Origin of the sequence: Actinomadura sp. DC4 (assembly GCF_030406325.1) — a bacterium.
Classification (GTDB): Bacteria; Actinomycetota; Actinomycetes; order Streptosporangiales; family Streptosporangiaceae; genus Actinoallomurus.
In genome coordinates, this window is record NZ_JAUEQY010000002.1 from 160,992 (window position 1) to 176,974 (window position 15,983).

General features: G+C 69.2%; 16 protein-coding genes. 9 read left to right on the top strand and 7 right to left on the bottom strand.

All coding sequences use genetic code 11. From position 1 onward, the window contains the following. Window positions 1-65: 65 nt before the first annotated feature. On the top strand, window positions 66-1,676 hold the full coding sequence (locus QWU11_RS03290) for an AMP-binding protein (protein WP_290103480.1): 1,611 nt from the start codon (window positions 66-68) through the stop codon (window positions 1,674-1,676). A 67-nt stretch (window positions 1,677-1,743) separates the two neighbouring features. Here QWU11_RS03290 and QWU11_RS03295 read toward each other — a convergent pair whose 3' ends face one another. Next, window positions 1,744-2,124, bottom strand: coding sequence for a hypothetical protein (locus QWU11_RS03295; protein ID WP_290103481.1), 381 nt, complete (start codon window positions 2,122-2,124; stop codon window positions 1,744-1,746). A 261-nt stretch (window positions 2,125-2,385) separates the two neighbouring features. Here QWU11_RS03295 and QWU11_RS03300 point away from each other — a divergent pair, with 261 nt between their 5' ends. From QWU11_RS03300 to QWU11_RS03310, 3 genes are all read left to right on the top strand, one after another. Then, entirely contained in the window at window positions 2,386-3,222 is an 837-nt protein-coding gene (locus QWU11_RS03300; RefSeq protein WP_290103482.1) for an alpha/beta hydrolase, read from the top strand. Next, window positions 3,215-3,787 carry a TetR-like C-terminal domain-containing protein gene (locus tag QWU11_RS03305; protein ID WP_290103483.1) on the top strand — a complete coding sequence of 191 codons (573 nt, stop codon included), beginning with the start codon at window positions 3,215-3,217 and terminating at the stop codon, window positions 3,785-3,787. Before QWU11_RS03300 ends, QWU11_RS03305 begins: the two co-directional genes overlap by 8 nt. Window positions 3,788-4,485: 698 nt before the next feature. Beyond that, window positions 4,486-5,361 (top strand): DUF3037 domain-containing protein, encoded by an 876-nt coding sequence (locus tag QWU11_RS03310; RefSeq protein ID WP_290103484.1) that lies wholly within the window; start codon window positions 4,486-4,488, stop codon window positions 5,359-5,361. Window positions 5,362-5,446: 85 nt separating this feature from the next. On the opposite strand, the gene QWU11_RS03315 is transcribed toward QWU11_RS03310, so the two are convergent. From QWU11_RS03315 to QWU11_RS03325, 3 genes are all read right to left on the bottom strand, one after another. Next, on the bottom strand, window positions 5,447-6,355 hold the full coding sequence (locus QWU11_RS03315) for an acetamidase/formamidase family protein (RefSeq protein ID WP_290103485.1): 909 nt from the start codon (window positions 6,353-6,355) through the stop codon (window positions 5,447-5,449). Then, entirely contained in the window at window positions 6,355-7,725 is a 1,371-nt protein-coding gene (locus QWU11_RS03320) for an APC family permease (protein WP_290103486.1), read from the bottom strand. Before QWU11_RS03320 ends, QWU11_RS03315 begins: the two co-directional genes overlap by 1 nt. A gap of 181 nt (window positions 7,726-7,906) precedes the next feature. Continuing rightward, window positions 7,907-8,860, bottom strand: a complete 954-nt coding sequence (locus QWU11_RS03325; protein WP_290103487.1) for an LLM class F420-dependent oxidoreductase — start codon at window positions 8,858-8,860, stop codon at window positions 7,907-7,909. Between the two features lie 205 nt (window positions 8,861-9,065). Here QWU11_RS03325 and QWU11_RS03330 point away from each other — a divergent pair, with 205 nt between their 5' ends. Then, window positions 9,066-9,212, top strand: a complete 147-nt coding sequence (locus tag QWU11_RS03330; RefSeq protein WP_290103488.1) for a hypothetical protein — start codon at window positions 9,066-9,068, stop codon at window positions 9,210-9,212. A gap of 24 nt (window positions 9,213-9,236) precedes the next feature. Here QWU11_RS03330 and QWU11_RS03335 read toward each other — a convergent pair whose 3' ends face one another. Further along, window positions 9,237-9,818: a TIGR03086 family metal-binding protein gene (locus QWU11_RS03335; protein ID WP_290103489.1), complete on the bottom strand. Its 582-nt coding sequence runs from the start codon at window positions 9,816-9,818 to the stop codon at window positions 9,237-9,239. 82 nt (window positions 9,819-9,900) lie between these two features. On the opposite strand from QWU11_RS03335, the gene QWU11_RS03340 reads away from it, so the two are divergent. Both QWU11_RS03340 and serA read left to right on the top strand, forming a co-directional pair. Beyond that, window positions 9,901-10,695: a helix-turn-helix domain-containing protein gene (locus QWU11_RS03340; RefSeq protein WP_290103490.1), complete on the top strand. Its 795-nt coding sequence runs from the start codon at window positions 9,901-9,903 to the stop codon at window positions 10,693-10,695. Window positions 10,696-10,771: 76 nt separating this feature from the next. Then, entirely contained in the window at window positions 10,772-11,989 is a 1,218-nt protein-coding gene (gene serA / locus QWU11_RS03345) for a phosphoglycerate dehydrogenase (RefSeq protein WP_290103491.1), read from the top strand. Between the two features lie 68 nt (window positions 11,990-12,057). On the opposite strand, the gene QWU11_RS03350 is transcribed toward serA, so the two are convergent. Further along, a complete protein-coding gene (locus QWU11_RS03350; protein WP_290103492.1) occupies window positions 12,058-13,707 on the bottom strand; it encodes an APC family permease in 1,650 nt (549 codons plus the stop codon). A 328-nt stretch (window positions 13,708-14,035) separates the two neighbouring features. Here QWU11_RS03350 and QWU11_RS03355 point away from each other — a divergent pair, with 328 nt between their 5' ends. Continuing rightward, on the top strand, window positions 14,036-14,284 hold the full coding sequence (locus QWU11_RS03355) for a hypothetical protein (RefSeq protein ID WP_290103493.1): 249 nt from the start codon (window positions 14,036-14,038) through the stop codon (window positions 14,282-14,284). 171 nt (window positions 14,285-14,455) lie between these two features. Next, window positions 14,456-15,244 carry an SAM-dependent methyltransferase gene (locus QWU11_RS03360; RefSeq protein WP_290103494.1) on the top strand — a complete coding sequence of 263 codons (789 nt, stop codon included), beginning with the start codon at window positions 14,456-14,458 and terminating at the stop codon, window positions 15,242-15,244. Window positions 15,245-15,258: 14 nt separating this feature from the next. Here QWU11_RS03360 and QWU11_RS03365 read toward each other — a convergent pair whose 3' ends face one another. Then, window positions 15,259-15,963, bottom strand: a complete 705-nt coding sequence (locus QWU11_RS03365; protein WP_290103495.1) for a hypothetical protein — start codon at window positions 15,961-15,963, stop codon at window positions 15,259-15,261. Between the last annotated feature and the right edge of the window lie 20 nt (window positions 15,964-15,983).

Consider the following 15,983-nt stretch of genomic DNA (forward strand, 5'->3'; position numbering starts at 1 on the left):
TGAATACTGGTACGCATCGTCGGACATTCCGGAAGTCTGTGCATTCCAGGAAAGAGATGCTCGCGATGCCGCTGTCCCCATCGGCGCACGTCGACACCTTCTGCCGTGATCGCCTTCCTCCCCTGGACCGGTGGCCGGATCTGCACTTCGACCTGCCGGAACTCGCGTACCCCGAGCGTCTGAACTGCGCCGAGGAACTCCTGGACGCGACCGTGCGCCGCCTCGGCCCGGATCGCCCGTGCCTGCGCACGCCGACGGAGACCTGGACGTACGGCGACCTGCTGCGGCGGGTGGACCGGCTGGCCTGGACCCTGGTCGAGGACCACGGCCTGGTGCCGGGGAACCGCGTGCTGCTCCGCGGGCCGAACAACCCATGGCTGGTGGCGTCGTGGCTGGCCGTGCTGAAGGCCGGCGGAGTCGTTGTGACGACCATGCCCCTGCTGCGGCCGGTGGAGATCGCCACCCTGGTAGAGATCACCGCCCCGAACCTGGCCGTGTGCGATCACCGCTACACCGAGGACCTGGTGAAGGCGGCGCCCTCGCTGCCCCTGCTGACGTACGGAGATCTGGACTCGCGCCCGGCGAGGCCCGAGCCGTTTCCCGCCGTGGCGACGGCCGCCGACGACGTGGCGCTGCTCGCCCCGACCTCCGGCACCACCGGCCGGCCGAAGGCCACGATGCACTTCCACCGTGACGTGCTGGCCAACGCCGACACCTTCGCCAAGTACGTGGTCCGGCCTTCACCGGACGACGTCTTCACCGGCACGCCGCCGATCGGTTTCACGTTCGGCCTGGGCGGCCTCGTGGTCTTCCCGCTCCGGGTGGGCGCGTCGTCACTGCTGCTGGAGCGCGCCCCCGCCGGGGAACTGGCCGACGCGATCGCCTCTTTCGGCGTGACCGTGCTGTTCACCGCCCCCACCGCGTACCGCGCGATGCTGGCGGCGGGCAAGGCGTCCTCGCTGCGGGGGTTGCGGCGATGCGTCTCCGCCGGTGAACACCTGCCTCGTACGGTGTGGGAGTCGTTCCACCAGGCCACCGGGATCCGCATCATCGACGGAATCGGCGGCACGGAGATGCTGCACGTGTTCATCTCGGCCGCCGACGACGACATCCGCCCGGGCGCGACGGGCCGGGTCGTCCCCGGATACCGCGCGGCGGTGCTGGACGAGGCAGGCCTGCCCGTGCCGGACGGTGTGCCGGGCCGGCTCGCGGTCACCGGCCCGACGGGCTGCCGCTATCTGTCCGGCGACCGCCAGGAGATCTACGTTCAGGGCGGCTGGAACATCACCGGCGACACGTACATCCGCGACGCCGACGGTTACTTCTGGTTCCAGGCCCGCAGCGACGACATGATCATCTCTGCGGGGTACAACATCGCGGGCCCGGAGGTGGAGCAGGCGCTGCTGGGCCATCCGGACGTACTGGAGACGGCGGTGGTCGCGGCCCCGGACGCCCAGCGCGGCTCGATCGTCCAGGCGTTCGTGGTCTTGCGCGAGGGGGTGCCGGCGTCTGCTGTGAAGGCGGTGGAGCTGCAGGAGTTCACCAAGGCCGCGATCGCCCCGTACAAGTACCCGCGCGTGGTGGAGTTCGTCGAGGCCCTGCCGAAGACGAACAGCGGAAAGATCCAGCGCTACCGCCTCCGGGAAACCGCCGCCCGCCGCCTGACCGACGTCTAACGCCCGCGGAGTTCCCGGTACGCCTCGCGCAACTCGGCCGCTTCGGGCACGTGCGCGACGGCGTCGATCACCTCTCCGGCGCGCCAGTGGTTCGACGGCACGAGCACGCCGCTCGTAACGGCCGCAAGCGTCTCTTGCACCGCCTCCTCGGGCCGGCCGGCGGCGACCAGAGCGAGAGACAGGTCCAGCCTGGCGGACGCGATCTCCGCGCCCGTCGGCGGCCGTTGACCGGTGTCTCCAACCGCGCGAGGATCTCCCGGGCGTACAGCTCGGCCTCCGGGTCCCCCAGCCAGGCCAGCGTCGTGGCGGTGTAGGCGTCGGCCTTGGCCGGGTCGTAGCGGTAGTGGTGCTCCGGCCGGTCCGGCGTCGGCAGGTTCCCGGCCAGCGCGGCCACCCGGTCCAGTTGTGCGTGCTGGGCGCGCGAGGGACGGCTCACCCCGATGCTCACCCCCGGCGGTCATCGCCACTACCGCCTGGCCCATGTCCGTACTCTGCTCGCCCCCGCCGAATAGGACCCGGTCGTGGTCGAGGACGCCGTACGCCTGTACGAGCGGGGCTGGACCGTCCGGCAGGTGGCCGCGAAGCGTCAAGGAGCACACCACCCTCCGCGCACGCGGCGTGGTCCAACACAGTTCGCGGCATCCGGCCTTGACAGTGTTAACTAACACCATTAGCTTAAAGCTAACGATATTAGCCAACGGAGGTTGTCATGACCGAATACCTGACCGTCGACGGCGGGACACTCGCGTACGAGGTGACCGGTGAGTCCGGGCCGCTCGTCGTGCTCGCTCACGGCATGGGCGACAGCCGCGAGGCGTACCGCTTCGTCGTGCCGGAACTGGTGGCGGCCGGATACCGGGTCGCCGCCGTGGACCTGCGCGGGTGTGGTGAGTCCAGCGCGGAGTGGCCCTCCTACACGCGTACGGACATCGCGGATGATCTGATCGCCCTGCTGAACCACCTGGGCGGCGGTCCGGCGGTGCTGGTCGGGCACTCCATCTCGGGCGGCGCCGCCACGATCGCCGCGGCGAAGGCGCCGCCTCTGGTCAGCGCGGTGGTCGAGCTGGCGCCGTTCACCCGCAAGCAGAAGATCGCGCTCCGCGACCTGCGGGTGACCCGCTTCCGCCGCAGTATGTTCCGCCTGTCCGGCACTGCTCTGTTCGGCAGCGTCGGGCTCTGGAAGAGGTACCTGGAGATCGCCTACCCCGGGCCGAGGCCGGCGGACTGGGACGTGCGCCTCGATCGGATCGAGGCGATGATGCGCGAGCCGGGCCGGATGAAGGTCATGCAGCGGATGGGCCGGTCCACTCCCGCGGACGCCGGCGCCCAGCTGGGCAACGTCGGTTGCCCGGTGCTGATCGTGGAGGGCACCCTCGACCCCGACTGGGCCTCACCGCAGACCGAGGGCGAGGCGATCGTGGCCGCGCTGCCGCACGGCCTGGGACGCCTTGAGATGATCGCCGGTGCGGGACACTACCCGCACGTCCAGTTCCCCTCTCAGGTGGTCACCATGATGCTGTCGTTCCTGGACTCCGTCCGTGCCTAGGGCCGGTCTCGACCCGGCCGCGGTCGTCGCGGCCGGCGCGGCGCTCGCCGACGAGGTCGGCTTCGCGAACCTGACCATGGGCCTGCTGGCCGAACGGGTCGGCGTACGGACGCCGTCGCTCTACAAGCACATCGCGAGCCAGGACGACCTGAACCGCCGGATCGCGACACTCGCCCTCACCGAGGCGGCCGACGCGGTGGGGGCGGCCGTGCAGGGATACGCGGGCCGCGACGCGCTCGCCGCCGCCGCCCACGCGTTCCGCGACTTCGTGCTCACCCATCCGGGCCGGTACGCGGCCACTATCGGCGTCGAGCCGACCGGCCCGGACGACCCGCTCGCGGTCGAGGGGGCACGCGCGCTGGACTCGTTCAGAGCGGTACTCCGGGCGTACTCCATCGGACCGGACGAAACGGACCATGCGCTGCGCGCGCTGCGCAGCTTCTTCCACGGCTTCGCCACCCTGCAGTCCGCACACGGCTTCCAGTGGTCCGCCGACGTCGACGAGAGCTTCGAGTGGCTCATCGAGCTCGTCGACCGCGGCCTGCGCCGCGCCTCCTCGGAGTAGGTCGGGGTCAACGCACCCTCGCGTGAGGTAGGCGGGTCTTGACGATGCGCATCGTTCCAACGGTTGCACGAACGCGCGGGTAAAGCTCAAGCCCAGAGACGACCTCTTCCCTTATCTCGATCGTCTAGGCTGCCACATAGTGAGCAGATACCGACGGGGTCGCGTGGTAGCCCGGACGAATTGGACTGGACTCGTCTCCGGTCGACGCACAGATGACTTCAACGGGCTGAGCATCGTCGCTCCGGTCAACGAGGCCGGACGCAGTTGGGGCGGGCCGTTTCGGGCGGTTGCAAGTGATGGAAATGATTATTTCGTCAAGTGTCTCAGCGCCTGCCCACAGGGGGAACAAGCCTCGCTCGCCATCGAGTTGATCGTGGCGCGAGTCGGGACCCTGATCAATGCGCCCGTCTGCTCCACCAGCCTCATCCGTATCCCTGAGGAGATCGCGGGATGGGAGTGCCGTCCCGGTAAGCCGTTACACGCCGGCCTGGCACACGCGAGTCTGGCCCTTAATCGAGCCGAAGAGGGCCGCCCCCGACTGGAGTATCGGACTCAGGACGATAACCGGCGTCGCCATGTCGGCATATATGCCCTGGTGAGCGACGAGGATCTCGAGGATCTCGGCTGGTTCCTGCAAGTCCGGGCACCGGCCGTCGCCGCCAGGGTGAGAACGCCGACCGGAAGGGGCTGAGGGTGGAATGAGCCGCTACCTATACTGCTTGGTCCGGTGTGTCCCTAATCCGCGGACTGGAGAGTTTGTCAACTACGGCGCCATCGTGGGCGATCCGTCCACTGGGGATTGGTCCGTTCGGCAGGTCAGCAGTGAAAGACACGTTCAAAAACTCGCGGATCGCGCAACACGCAATGCGGTGCATAATTTCTTGTCCACCCTCAGTGAGCAAATCGAAGAGGACCGGGCACTGGCCGAAACCTCCGGCGAATCGGGATTGTCAGAATCCTGGCTGAAAGCCCTCCATCACGACCACCGCAATGTTGTGCAGCTGACACCTCCAACACCGGTTATCGCGGACAACGCGGAACAGGCTCTCGACTTCCTGTTCCAACAGATGATCATCGACCCCGTGTCCGAGCCTCGTAGCCAGATGACCAAAACCCGCGTGCTGGCGGAATTGCGCGATGTCTATCGAAATGCCAGCATAGGGCGGCAGTTCTTGCGCGAGAAGCCAGAGCTTTATGTGGGCGGCCATGTGCACACACTGATTGACTTCGCTATTGGTAATGGTCGTATCGTGCAGTTGACCCAAGGGTGGTCATTTCAGCGGACCACCCCTGATGAGATCTCCACTGAGGTCAAGGCCTGGGGTTATGCGCTCGGGCGTCTTCGTGCGGGCACCGATGACGCCCGTATCGTCGATGCGCAGAGCCGCGCCTGCGGCATCGACCGCGGCGTTGATCTCGAAGTGGTCGTGGCGTCTCCAAAGACCAACGCGCAACAACGCGTCTACGAAGAGGCCCAGCAAGTGTTCGGCCAGGTCGGGGCGCAGGTGAACACCGTGGAGAATGCGGAAGTCGTGGGAACACGCGCGGCCGAACTTCTCCAGACGGCCGACTAGCGCGGCACATGACCGGCAGCCACCGTCAGGGCGCGTGACTCCACAAATGTGGGGCACGCACCTCGGCGATCCTGGTCCGGATAGGTCAGTCGAAATAGGACAGCGCCAGGTGCGCCGAGACCACCCAGTTGGGCATGTCGACGACCTCGGAGATCTTCAGGTCGGCGGCGACGCTGGCCAGCAGATACGCGTCTTCCGCGGGCAGGCCCGTACGGCGGGAGATCTCCCCCACCAGGGCCCGGGTCGCCTCGACGGCGGCGGCCATCAGGTCTGGGCCGACGCCCGTCGTCGCCAAGGCCGCGCCCGTCCGCTGCGTACGGGCGTCGGTCTCCACGATCGGCGTTACCGGGGCCGCGTCCTGAAGGACCGTCACCCTCAGGCGTACGGTCGACTCCGTTTCCACGCCCGTGCCGGCGACCTCGCCGTCGCCCATCGCGGCGTGGGCGTCGCCCAGCGACAGCAACGCGCCCTCGACGCCGACCGGCAGTACGAGACGCGCACCCGGGCCGACATGGCGGATGTCCATGTTTCCGCCCCAGCGGCTCGGCGGGACCATCGGGTGCGGGCCCGGCTCAGGGGGTGCCACGCCGATCGTGCCGATCATCGGGACCACCGGCACGAATACGCCCGGTAGCAGTTCGGCGCGGCCGTCCGCGATCGAGGAGACGCGCAGGTGCGGGTCCGGGAAGTCCTCGGCGAGCAGGCCGAAGCCCGGGATGTTCGCCGTCCAGCCCCACGAGGCCACCGACACGTCCAGGATGTCGATGACCAGCGCGTCTCCGGGGCGGGCGCCTTCGATCGCGAACGGACCGGTGACCGGGTTGACCTGTGTGAAGTCCAGGCCGGGGACGTCCGCGGACACCGAGGCGGCGGTCAGCTGGCCCGCGCTCGCGTCGGCGGTGTCGACCGTGAACTCCTCGCCTGGCGTGATCACCGCTAGCGGCGGCAGCGTACGGTCCCAGGCGGCGTGGGTCTCGGTGCGCTTGAAGTGCATCAGTCCTCCAGGGAGAGTTCGGTGCCACGGCCGGTCAGCCGGTAGAAGACCAGCAGGGCCGCGCCGACGGCCAGCCAGATGATGCCACCGACCTTGGCGCGTGTGTCCGCGTTGAGAAGGACGTAGCCGATGATCACGAAGCCGAGCAGGGGCGCGATCACGTGCAGGTGCCAGCGGCGGCTGTGGTTTCTCAGGACGAAGTGCACGAACACCGACAGGTGCAGCAGCAAGAACGAGAACAGCGCGCCGAAGTTCACCAAGGACGACAGCAGGTCGACCTGGCCGACGAACGTCAGCCCGAGGATCAGCGACAGGACCGAGACGAACAGGATGGCGCGCTCGGGGATCTTCCGTACGGGATGGACGTGCGCGAGGAACGCCGGGAGCCTGCGGTCCCTCGCCATGCTGTAGAGCAGGCGCGACGTGGCCGCCTGCGCGACGAGGGAGTTGGCGATGCCGGCGGCCAGCGCCGACGCCACCGCGACCGTCGTCTTCAGCCAGGCGCCGCTCGCGATCCGCGCCACGTCGTAGAAGGCACTGTTGGTCGCGTCGCCGTCGGCGAACGACGTCTGGGCCGGGACGAGCAGGCACGCGACGTACGTCTGGATGATGAACAGCGCCGCCACCGCGCACAGCGACAGCACCGTGGCCTTGCCGACCAGCCCGCGGTCGCCGTCCTTGACCTCCTCCGACAGCGTGGAGATGCCGTCGAAGCCGAGGAAGCTCAGCACCGCGACGGACAGCGCCCCGAAGATCAGCCCGGGAGTCACCAGGTCCGGTTCGAGCAGCGGGTCGACCGAGAAGTGCGCGCCGTTCTTGTGCGCCACGATCGCGGCGACGCCGAAGACCGTGAACAGCGCGAGCACGACGAGCTCGCCGAACAGGAACAGCCGGTTGAGCCGGGCCGTCGACTCGATTCCGAGGTAGTTGACGACCGTGTTGACCAGGACGAACGCCACGACCCAGATCCACTGCGGCACGCCCGGCAGCAGCGAGGTCAGGGCGGCGGCGCTCACGACGTACAGCAGCGTGGGCACCAGGAGGTAGTCGAGCAGGATCGCCCAGCCGGCCATGAAGCCGACCTTGTCGTTGATGCCGCGGCCCGCGTAGGAGTACACCGACCCGGCGATGGGGAATGCCCGCGACATCTCGCGGTAGCTGAGCGCGGTGAACAGCATCGCTACCAGCCCGATCACGTACGTCAGCGGCACCATGCCCTTGGCACTGTTGAAGACCACGCCGAAGATGGCGAACGGCGCGATCGGCACCATGAAGACGAGGCCGTAGATCATCAGGTCGGCCAGGCTGAGCGATCTCTTGAGCTCCTGCTCGTACCCGAAGGAGCGGAGCGTCGATTCGGAAGAGGTCATGGGGCGCCTCTCTCGGTCGTACCGGTGAACGCCCTCCCAGATTCACAGGGGACTCGTCCGAAATCCAGAAACGATCCGCCGGCGGCGGTACGCCGAGGGCTTCGCGACGGTGAAGAACGACAGGCGGCGCCGCCGTACGCGACGCCGTCCGCTTCGCGAAGTTCGCCCGTGCCGCGCTTGCTTAGAGGCGGGTGCCGATCGCGACCAGGAGCCGGTCGGCCAGGTCCAGCATGGGGCCGGTCTCCGACGTGGTCTGCTGCAGGTCGGCGAAGACCTCCGCGGCGCCGGCCTCGGTGACCTCGTGGGCGTACTCCGCCAGTTGGTCGACCGTGCCCGCGAACGGCACTTCGTCCGCCTTGACCGGCTCCGGCGTGACCCGGGGGTTCATCCGGACGACCATCTTCAGCGCGTCCGGGTCGCGGTCCGCCTTCTCGGCCGCGCGGCGTATCTTCTCCCACGTCGCGGTCAGGAACCCCGCAGGCGCGCCCGGGGCCATCCAGCCGTCGGCGCGGCGGCCGATGCGATCGATGGCGGCGGGTGAGTAGCCGCCCAGATAGACGGGCGGGTGCGGGCGCTGGACCGGCTTCGGCTGGATCCTCGACTCCGGTACGGCGAACAGCGGGCCCTCGTACGTGACCGGGTCCTCGCCCCAGATCTGCTCCAGCATGTCGAGGATCTCCTCCAGCCGCGCGCCCCGGCCGTTCCACGGCACGCCCGCGGCGGCGTACTCGTCCGAGGACCAGCCCAGGCCGAAGCCCACGGAAAGGCGGCCCTCGCTCAGCACATCGATGCTGGTCAGCGTGCGAGCCAGCAAGATCGGGGAGTGCCACGGGGCGTTCAGCGTGCTCGTGCCCAGCCGGATCCGCTCGGTGACGCCGGCGGCCACGGTGAGCACCGTCAGCGGGTCCAGGAACGTCGTCTGCTCCGGCGGCACCCGGCCGTCCGCGCGGCCCGGATAGCGGTCGCGCGGATGCACCGGGTCGAGGAGGCGATCGCCTGTCCACAGGCTGTGGAAACCGAGACTCTCGGCGGTGCGTGCCACCTCGATCACGGCCTCGCGGTTCGCGAACGCCCCGTACTGACTCAGCGCCAAGCCCACGCGCACGCGGCTCGTCCCCTCTCGTCCGGTGATCATTACGGGAGGCTAGCGTCTTCCGCAGGTGGGTCCCGGCCGCCTCCGAAACGGGCGCGCGGAGAGCGCCGTGACCGAGAAATTGACGTGGCCAAGATTTGGTCGTGACCGATGTCCGGGCATACCGGGTTCATCACGACCGCCCGCTCGGAGCGGTCCCGTACCTAGGAGCACCACGATGGGATTTTTGCGCGCGCGCCGTCCGATAATGCCCCTCGCCGTCTGGGCGATGACCGCGGCTCTCGCCTACGCGGCGGGCAAGCGCCAGTCCATGGACCGCAAGGCCGACGGGCACGGCCGGGCGAAGGCGTTCAAGCACCGGGCACGCAAGGCCGCCACTCGCACCAAGGCCTGAGAACAAAGGCCTGCTAATAAAGGTCTAGGGAGCCCAGCCCGGGTCGCGGCCCGCGAGGCCCAGTGCGCGGTCGGTGAACGAAGCCGACGCCGGGACCTCCACCTCCGGGCCGAACGCCCCGTACTCCCGCGCCATGCCGGCCATCGACGACACCTGGTCGAACAGCGCCCGGGCCAGGTCGTCGTCGAGGGCGAACTTCTGGCCGGTCGCCGCGGCCAGGTCCCAGCCGTGCAGCAGGAGCTCCGCGAACATCATGCCGCCGAGCACCTCGGCGGGCATCCGCATCGCCCCGGAAAGGCTGCTCGTCCCCTCCCAGGCGGCCGGCGACGACCAGGCCTCGGCCGCGCCGCGCACCCCGTCCGCGAACCGGTCCGCCCAGCCCGGCGAGGCGGTGACGTCGCGGCTCTCGTCGGGCGCGCCCTCGACCGTCTGCTTGGTCGCGGCGCCCCGCGCCCGGTCCGTCATCCAGCCCGCCATGTGGCCGGCCAGCCCGCGCACGTCGTACGACGGGCACGGCGTGGGCCGGTCCAGCGTCGCGGGCCCGACGCCCTGGACCACGGCGATCGCGGTGTCGGCGGCCCGTACCATCAGCGTCCGCAGTTCCATGACTCTCTCCGTTCCGGGGGCAGGGCAGCCAACGTAGATACGCGCCCCAGCCCCTGTATTGAACAAATGCGACACTGATCAGGTGACGGACACCGGCCGCGGCATCCTCCACCGCCGTACGGCGCGGGAGCGGTTCCACGTCGACCGCCGGCCGCCCTCGCCGGACCTCGCGGACGTCGCCGGCTATCTGTGGATCCTCACGTGGGACCTGCCCGAAGACGAGCCGCACACCCAGCAGGTGATCACGCGGCCCTCGGTGAACATGACCTTCACGACCGGCGGCCGGGCCCGGGTCGTCGGCGTCGTACGGGACGTGTTCACCGAGACGATCGCGGGCCGGGGCCGGGTCGTCGGCGTGAACTTCAAGGCGGGCGGCTTCCGGCCCTTCCTGAAGGGCCCGGTCTCCGCGATCACCGGCCGGTTCATACCGGTCGAGGAGATCTTCGGCCCGGAGGCGCGCACGGTCGCGGACGAGATCATCGTTACGCCCGGGACGGATGAGGCCGTCGCGCTGCTGGAGGGCTTCCTGCGCTCCCGCCTGCCGGACCGTGCCGACCCTACGATCGCCGAGGTCAACGGCATCGTGGACCGCATCGCCGCCGACCCCGGCCTGCTCCGGGTGGACGGGCTCGCCGAGGCGCTGGGCACCGGGACCCGGCGGCTCCAGCGGATCTTCGCCGAGTACGTCGGGGTGAGCCCCAAACGGGTGATCCGCCGGTACCGGATGCAGGAGGCCGCGGACCGTGCGGGCGAGGGCACGGGCGTCGACTGGGCCGCCCTCGCCGCCGAGCTGGGCTACGCCGACCAGGCCCACTTCACCCGCGACTTCAGCCGTGCGATCGGAGTCTCCCCGGCCCAGTACGCTCGGGACTGCTGACCCGCGGCGGTGAGCGCCCCCTGGGCGGCCTCACATAGCATGAAGACCGACCAAAATCCGGCAGGAGGACCTCCAGGTGAGCCCCGCTAGTGCACCCAGTCGCGCGCTGCTGTTGGAAGGCATTCATCCCGACGCGGTCGCCGGTCTGGAGAAGAACGGCTACGCCGTCGAGACCGTGGCGCGAGCGCTCGACGAGGACGAGCTGATCGCCCGCATCGCGGGCGTCGAGCTGCTCGGCATCCGATCCAAGACCAGCGTGACCGAGGCGGTGCTGGCGGCGGCGACGGACCTGCTCGCCGTCGGCGCGTTCTGCATCGGCACCAACCAGATCGACGTGGCGTCCGCCTCCACACGGGGCGTCGCCGTTTTCAACGCGCCGTTCTCCAACACGCGCAGCGTCGTCGAGCTGGTCGTGTCCGAGATCATCGCGCTGACCCGCCGCCTGTTCGACAAGAACACCGGCATGCACGCCGGGGTGTGGGACAAGTCGGCCGAGGGCAGCCACGAGGTACGCGGGCGGCGGCTCGGCATCGTCGGGTACGGCAACATCGGCAGCCAGCTCTCGGTGCTCGCCGAGGCCCTCGGCATGTCGGTGTTCTTCTACGACACCTCCGACAAGCTCACGCTGGGCAACGCGCGCCGCTGCGGGAGCATGGAGGAGCTGCTCGCCACCGTCGACGTCGTGACGCTCCACGTGGACGGCCGGCCGGGCAACAGCGACATGTTCGGCGAGGCGGAGTTCGCCCGGATGCGGCCCGGCAGCCTGTTCCTGAACCTCTCGCGCGGCTTCGTCGTGGACCACGGCGCGCTGCGCCGCCACATCGAGTCCGGGCACCTGGCCGGCGCGGCCATCGACGTGTTCCCCAACGAGCCGAAGGCGCGCGGCGACGAGTTCGTCTCGGCGCTGCGCGGGCTGCCCAACGTCATCATGACGCCGCACATCGGCGGGTCGACGGAGGAGGCGCAGCAGGACATCGGCCAGTTCGTCGCCGGCAAGCTGCACGACTTCGTCTCCACCGGCAACACCGCGCTCAGCGTGAACCTCCCGGCCGTGTCGCTGACCTCGCAGTCCGGTGTGCACCGCCTGACCCACCTGCACCGCAACACGCCCGGCGTGCTCGCCACGATCAACAGCGTGCTCGCCGACCATGACGTCAACATCGAGGGCCAGCTGCTCGGTACGCGCGGCGAGCTGGGCTATGTGATCACCGACATCGGCAGCCAGTACACCCCGGACGTGATCGAGAAGCTCCGCGGGCTGCCGACGACCGTACGGCTGCGCCTGCTGTCCTGAGACCCAGCACGACGAACGCCCGCCGGCCCCGTACATGGGCCGGCGGGCGTCGTCGTCGCAGGGAACGGTCAGTCGGCGAGGTTGAGGTCGGGCGCCGCCTGGAGCTCGGCCTCCTCCGCCGCCACGGCCGCGTCGACCTCGCCGCTGGTCACGGCGAGCGCCGCCGCGACGTAGAAGACGAGCAGGGACCACACGGCGACGATCACGATGTCCCACCAGTCGGGGATCGTGTTGTTGCCGCCGTACCGGCCCAGGGCGCCGATCACCAGGAGGCCGACGAACCACGGCCACACCCAGGACGAGGCCTTCCAGTTCAGCGAGGCGCGCTCGGCCGCCGGGGTCGTCAGCCGGGTGATGGCGAAGATGATCAGGCCCAGGACGGACGCCAGGCCCAGCTTCCACTCGGCCTGGAAGCTCGACCAGTAGATGATGAGGTTGGCCGAGACGAAGGCCAGCGGCGCGAGCACCTGGGGGGCGGGCAGGCGGTACGGCCGCGGGCGGTCGGGGTCGCGCAGCCGCAGGGCGCGGAGCGAGACCGGCGCGAAGGCGTACATGATCGCGGTGGCCGAGGTGACCAGGCCGACCAGCGACTGCCAGCTCGGGAAGGGCAGGAACGCGATCTCGCCGACGACGAAGGCGATGAGGATCGAGACGAGCGGCACGCCCTTCTTGCTGACCTGCGCGACCGGCTTGGGCAGCGCCTTCTCCCGGCCGAGCGCGTAGGACAGGCGGGAGGAGGTCGCGGTGTAGACCAGGCCGGTGCCCGCCGGGGAGATCACCGCGTCCGCGTAGAGCATCCAGGCCAGCCAGGCGGCGCCGGCGCCGGTCGCGAGCGTGGCGTACGGGCCGAAGTCTCCCTTGCCGATCGGGTTGGCCCAGCCGTGCGCGAGGTGACTCGGGTCCAGCGCGCCGATGAAGGCGATCTCCAGCAGGATGTAGACGACGGTGCCGATCGCGGTCGCGGTGATGACCGCGCGGGAGACGTCCTGCTGCGGCTTCTTCGCCTCACCGGCCATCTGGATCGCCTGTTCGAAGCCCTGGAGGGCGAAGACGACACCCGCCGGGAGCGCGGCGAACACCCCGTGCGCGCCGAACGGCATGAACCCGCCGCCGGCCGTGAAGTTGCCCGAGTGGAACGTCAGCAGCATCAGGACGACGATCGTCAGCAGCGGGATCGCGGTCTTCCAGACCACCGTGATCGAGTTGGACTCCGACAGGAGCTTGACCCCGACGATGTTGATCACGATGAACAGGAGCATGAAGACGCTCGCGATGATCAGCCCGGTGCCGGTCAGCGTGCCGTCGTCGTGCAGCATCGTGACGTTGTTGTGCACCCAGCTGATGTGGTCCGAGTAGGACAGTGTCGCCTCGACCTCGATGGGGGCGATCGAGACGGCCTGCAGCCACGCCATCCAGCCCGCGCTGAAACCGGCCAGCGGGCCGAAGACGAAGGCCGGGAAACGGGCGGTGCCACCGGCGATCGGATACGCGGCGCCGAGCTCGGCGTGCACGAGCGCGAGCACGGCCAGCATGAACGCCGCGAGGATCCAGGAGAGCAAAGACGCGGGGCCGGCGAGCTTCGCCGCCGTCAGTGCCCCGAGGAGCCAGCCTGACCCGATGATCGAACCCAGGGACACGAACATGAGTCCCCAGAACCCGACGTCTCTGCGCAGATGGTTCTCTGAGCCGACTGCGCCTGTCGGGGTGGTGGTGGCCATACCGCCTCCATTGAGCAGGTTTCACATTTTTGGGGCGCGAGACGCCGTACGACCCGTCGTGTCGTCCGCCGGACAGGCGTGACCGACGGCCATCTACAGGCCGCAGAGCGCGAACACTGGGGGGAGACTAGGCCCATCCGAAACCCTGCGCAATGGATGAAAGCCCTGGCCAGCGGCTATTTGGTCAATCCGAGATCAAACACTGTCAAGTCTTGGCAAAGTCCAAGTAAAGCAAGCTTGAGCCCCCCGCGAGACGGGAATGCCTGATAGTTCGGCCCGTTGCGTACGGTACGAGACATTCGAACGCGTGTTCGATAGACTTCATGGCATGAGGCGGCGAACGTGCGATCACCCGGTCCAGGTCGAGATCCGCGGCGACAGTCCGTCCGGCTTCCGCCAGGACGACTGCGACTACGAGGTCATCACCTTCCTCAAGATGCTCGCCCTCCGTCGTCCGCAGGACGACGTCGACACCCAGCTCTGGCAGGTGCGCGCCCGGTCGGATGACAGTCCCGAGCGGACGTACGAGCTCGAGTGCGATCACGGCCGCTGGCGCATGACAGCCATGTGGTGCTGAGAGCACGCTGAAAAGACGGCAACGAAAGGGGAACATGCTCACGTCGGTGTGATGCGTCCTGATACCTTGGCAAAGCGAAAAAGACCGGCCTTTTTCGGTTGGAACGCAAGAGGCGAGACGTGCGTTTCCTGCGTAGATGGACGCTGATCTACCGGGACCCTGGAGGCGCGGGTGACCGAACAGGCCTGGCTGCCACAGGGTGTTGACGCGCATCGGCCGACCGACGCCAGGGTGCACGACTACGCGCTCGGTGGCAAGGACAACTACGCGATCGACCGCGCGTACGCGCACAAACTGGCGTCCCTGCTCCCCGGGAGCGGCCGCCCGATCGTGGAGAACGCCAGGTTCGTACGGCGGGCGGTCCGCCACCTCCGCGCTCTCGGCGTCCGGCAGTTCCTGGAGATCGGGAGCGGCCTGCCGCGCCGGGGCAACGTGCACGAGGTCGCCGGCCCGGACGCGACCGTCGTCTACGTCGACTACGACCCCGTGGCGGTCAGCCACTTCCAGGCGGTGCTGTCCGCGAACTCCTCCGCGGCGGCCATCCGGGGCGACGCCACGAAACCCGGCACGATCCTCGCCGATCCCGTGGTCACCGGGATGATCGACTTCGATCGGCCGGTCGCCTTGATGATGACGTACATGCTCCAGCTCGTGTCCGACGCGGACGATCCGCGGCGGATCGTGGGTGAGTTCCGTGAGCCGCTGGCGGCCGGCAGCCACCTGGTGCTCAGCCACGCCACTCTCGAGATGCTCTCGCCGGCCGAGATCGAGGCCGCCGGCTTGGCGTTCGAGGAGCTGCGCGAACCCGTGACGCTACGCGGCCGCGCCCAGGTCACCGAGCTGTTCGACGGCTTCGAGCTGCTCGACCCCGGCGTGGTCGCGGCGCCGGAGTGGCGCCCGGACCGGCCGTACCGCGACCCGACCGGCTGGGTGCTCGCCGGGGTCGGCCGCAAGCCCTGACTGACGGGCCCGTCTCAGCGGATCTTCTTCGGGCGGTACGCGTGATATTCGCTGCCTGACACGAGCCCGTACGTGCGCGTGCGGTAGTCGGTGCCGTAGCTCCCGCGCTGCTCGTACTCCCAGTACGCCGAGTGGTGGCTGTCGGTCCACCTCACGAAGATCAGCGCGTGCCGGGTGTTGTTGTTCCCACTCGCGTCGACCACCAGGTCGCCCGGCTGGAGCTGGGACATGGAGATCGGCGTCGAGACCGAGCTCGAGGCCAGCCCCACGGTGATCGGGCCCGGCTTGCCGAGCGCCAGCGCCATCGAGACGTACCCGGAGCAGTCCGTCCGGTATCCGTCGTGGGTGGTGAGCTGGCTGTACGGGACGCGCTGGTCGGTGTGCGGGTGCCAGAGCGTCGCGCGGGAGAGCACCTGGGCGCGCGTGATCGTTCCCGGCGGCGGGGCGCTGGGCGTGGCGGACGGCTTCGGCGACTTGCTCGCGGACGGCTTGGCCACCGCCTTGACGGCCGGCGGCACGGCCGTCGGGCCGGTCGGCGGCGCGGCGTGCGGGGTCACCGGCTTGACGGCCGGCGGAATCTCCGGCTTCGCGGCCGACGACGCCGCGGCACTGGAGTCGGCGGCCTGCTGTGCCGGACCCATGGTGTAGCCGTAGGCCGCCATGCTGGATCCGGCGACCAGGGCCACCGCTCCGGCGATGACGATGCGCGGTGTACGCATGTCCTACCTCCTGAACGGAC

Coding starts and splice junctions, on each gene's coding strand:
- QWU11_RS03290 (WP_290103480.1), top strand. CDS start 66: ATGCCGCTGTCCCCATCGGCGCACGTCGACACCTTCTGCCGTGATCGC.
- QWU11_RS03300 (WP_290103482.1), top strand. CDS start 2,386: ATGACCGAATACCTGACCGTCGACGGCGGGACACTCGCGTACGAGGTG.
- QWU11_RS03310 (WP_290103484.1), top strand. CDS start 4,486: ATGAGCCGCTACCTATACTGCTTGGTCCGGTGTGTCCCTAATCCGCGG.
- QWU11_RS03315 (WP_290103485.1), bottom strand. CDS start 6,355: ATGCACTTCAAGCGCACCGAGACCCACGCCGCCTGGGACCGTACGCTG.
- QWU11_RS03320 (WP_290103486.1), bottom strand. CDS start 7,725: ATGACCTCTTCCGAATCGACGCTCCGCTCCTTCGGGTACGAGCAGGAG.
- QWU11_RS03325 (WP_290103487.1), bottom strand. CDS start 8,860: ATGATCACCGGACGAGAGGGGACGAGCCGCGTGCGCGTGGGCTTGGCG.
- QWU11_RS03330 (WP_290103488.1), top strand. CDS start 9,066: ATGCCCCTCGCCGTCTGGGCGATGACCGCGGCTCTCGCCTACGCGGCG.
- QWU11_RS03335 (WP_290103489.1), bottom strand. CDS start 9,818: ATGGAACTGCGGACGCTGATGGTACGGGCCGCCGACACCGCGATCGCC.
- QWU11_RS03350 (WP_290103492.1), bottom strand. CDS start 13,707: ATGGCCACCACCACCCCGACAGGCGCAGTCGGCTCAGAGAACCATCTG.
- QWU11_RS03355 (WP_290103493.1), top strand. CDS start 14,036: ATGAGGCGGCGAACGTGCGATCACCCGGTCCAGGTCGAGATCCGCGGC.
- QWU11_RS03365 (WP_290103495.1), bottom strand. CDS start 15,963: ATGCGTACACCGCGCATCGTCATCGCCGGAGCGGTGGCCCTGGTCGCC.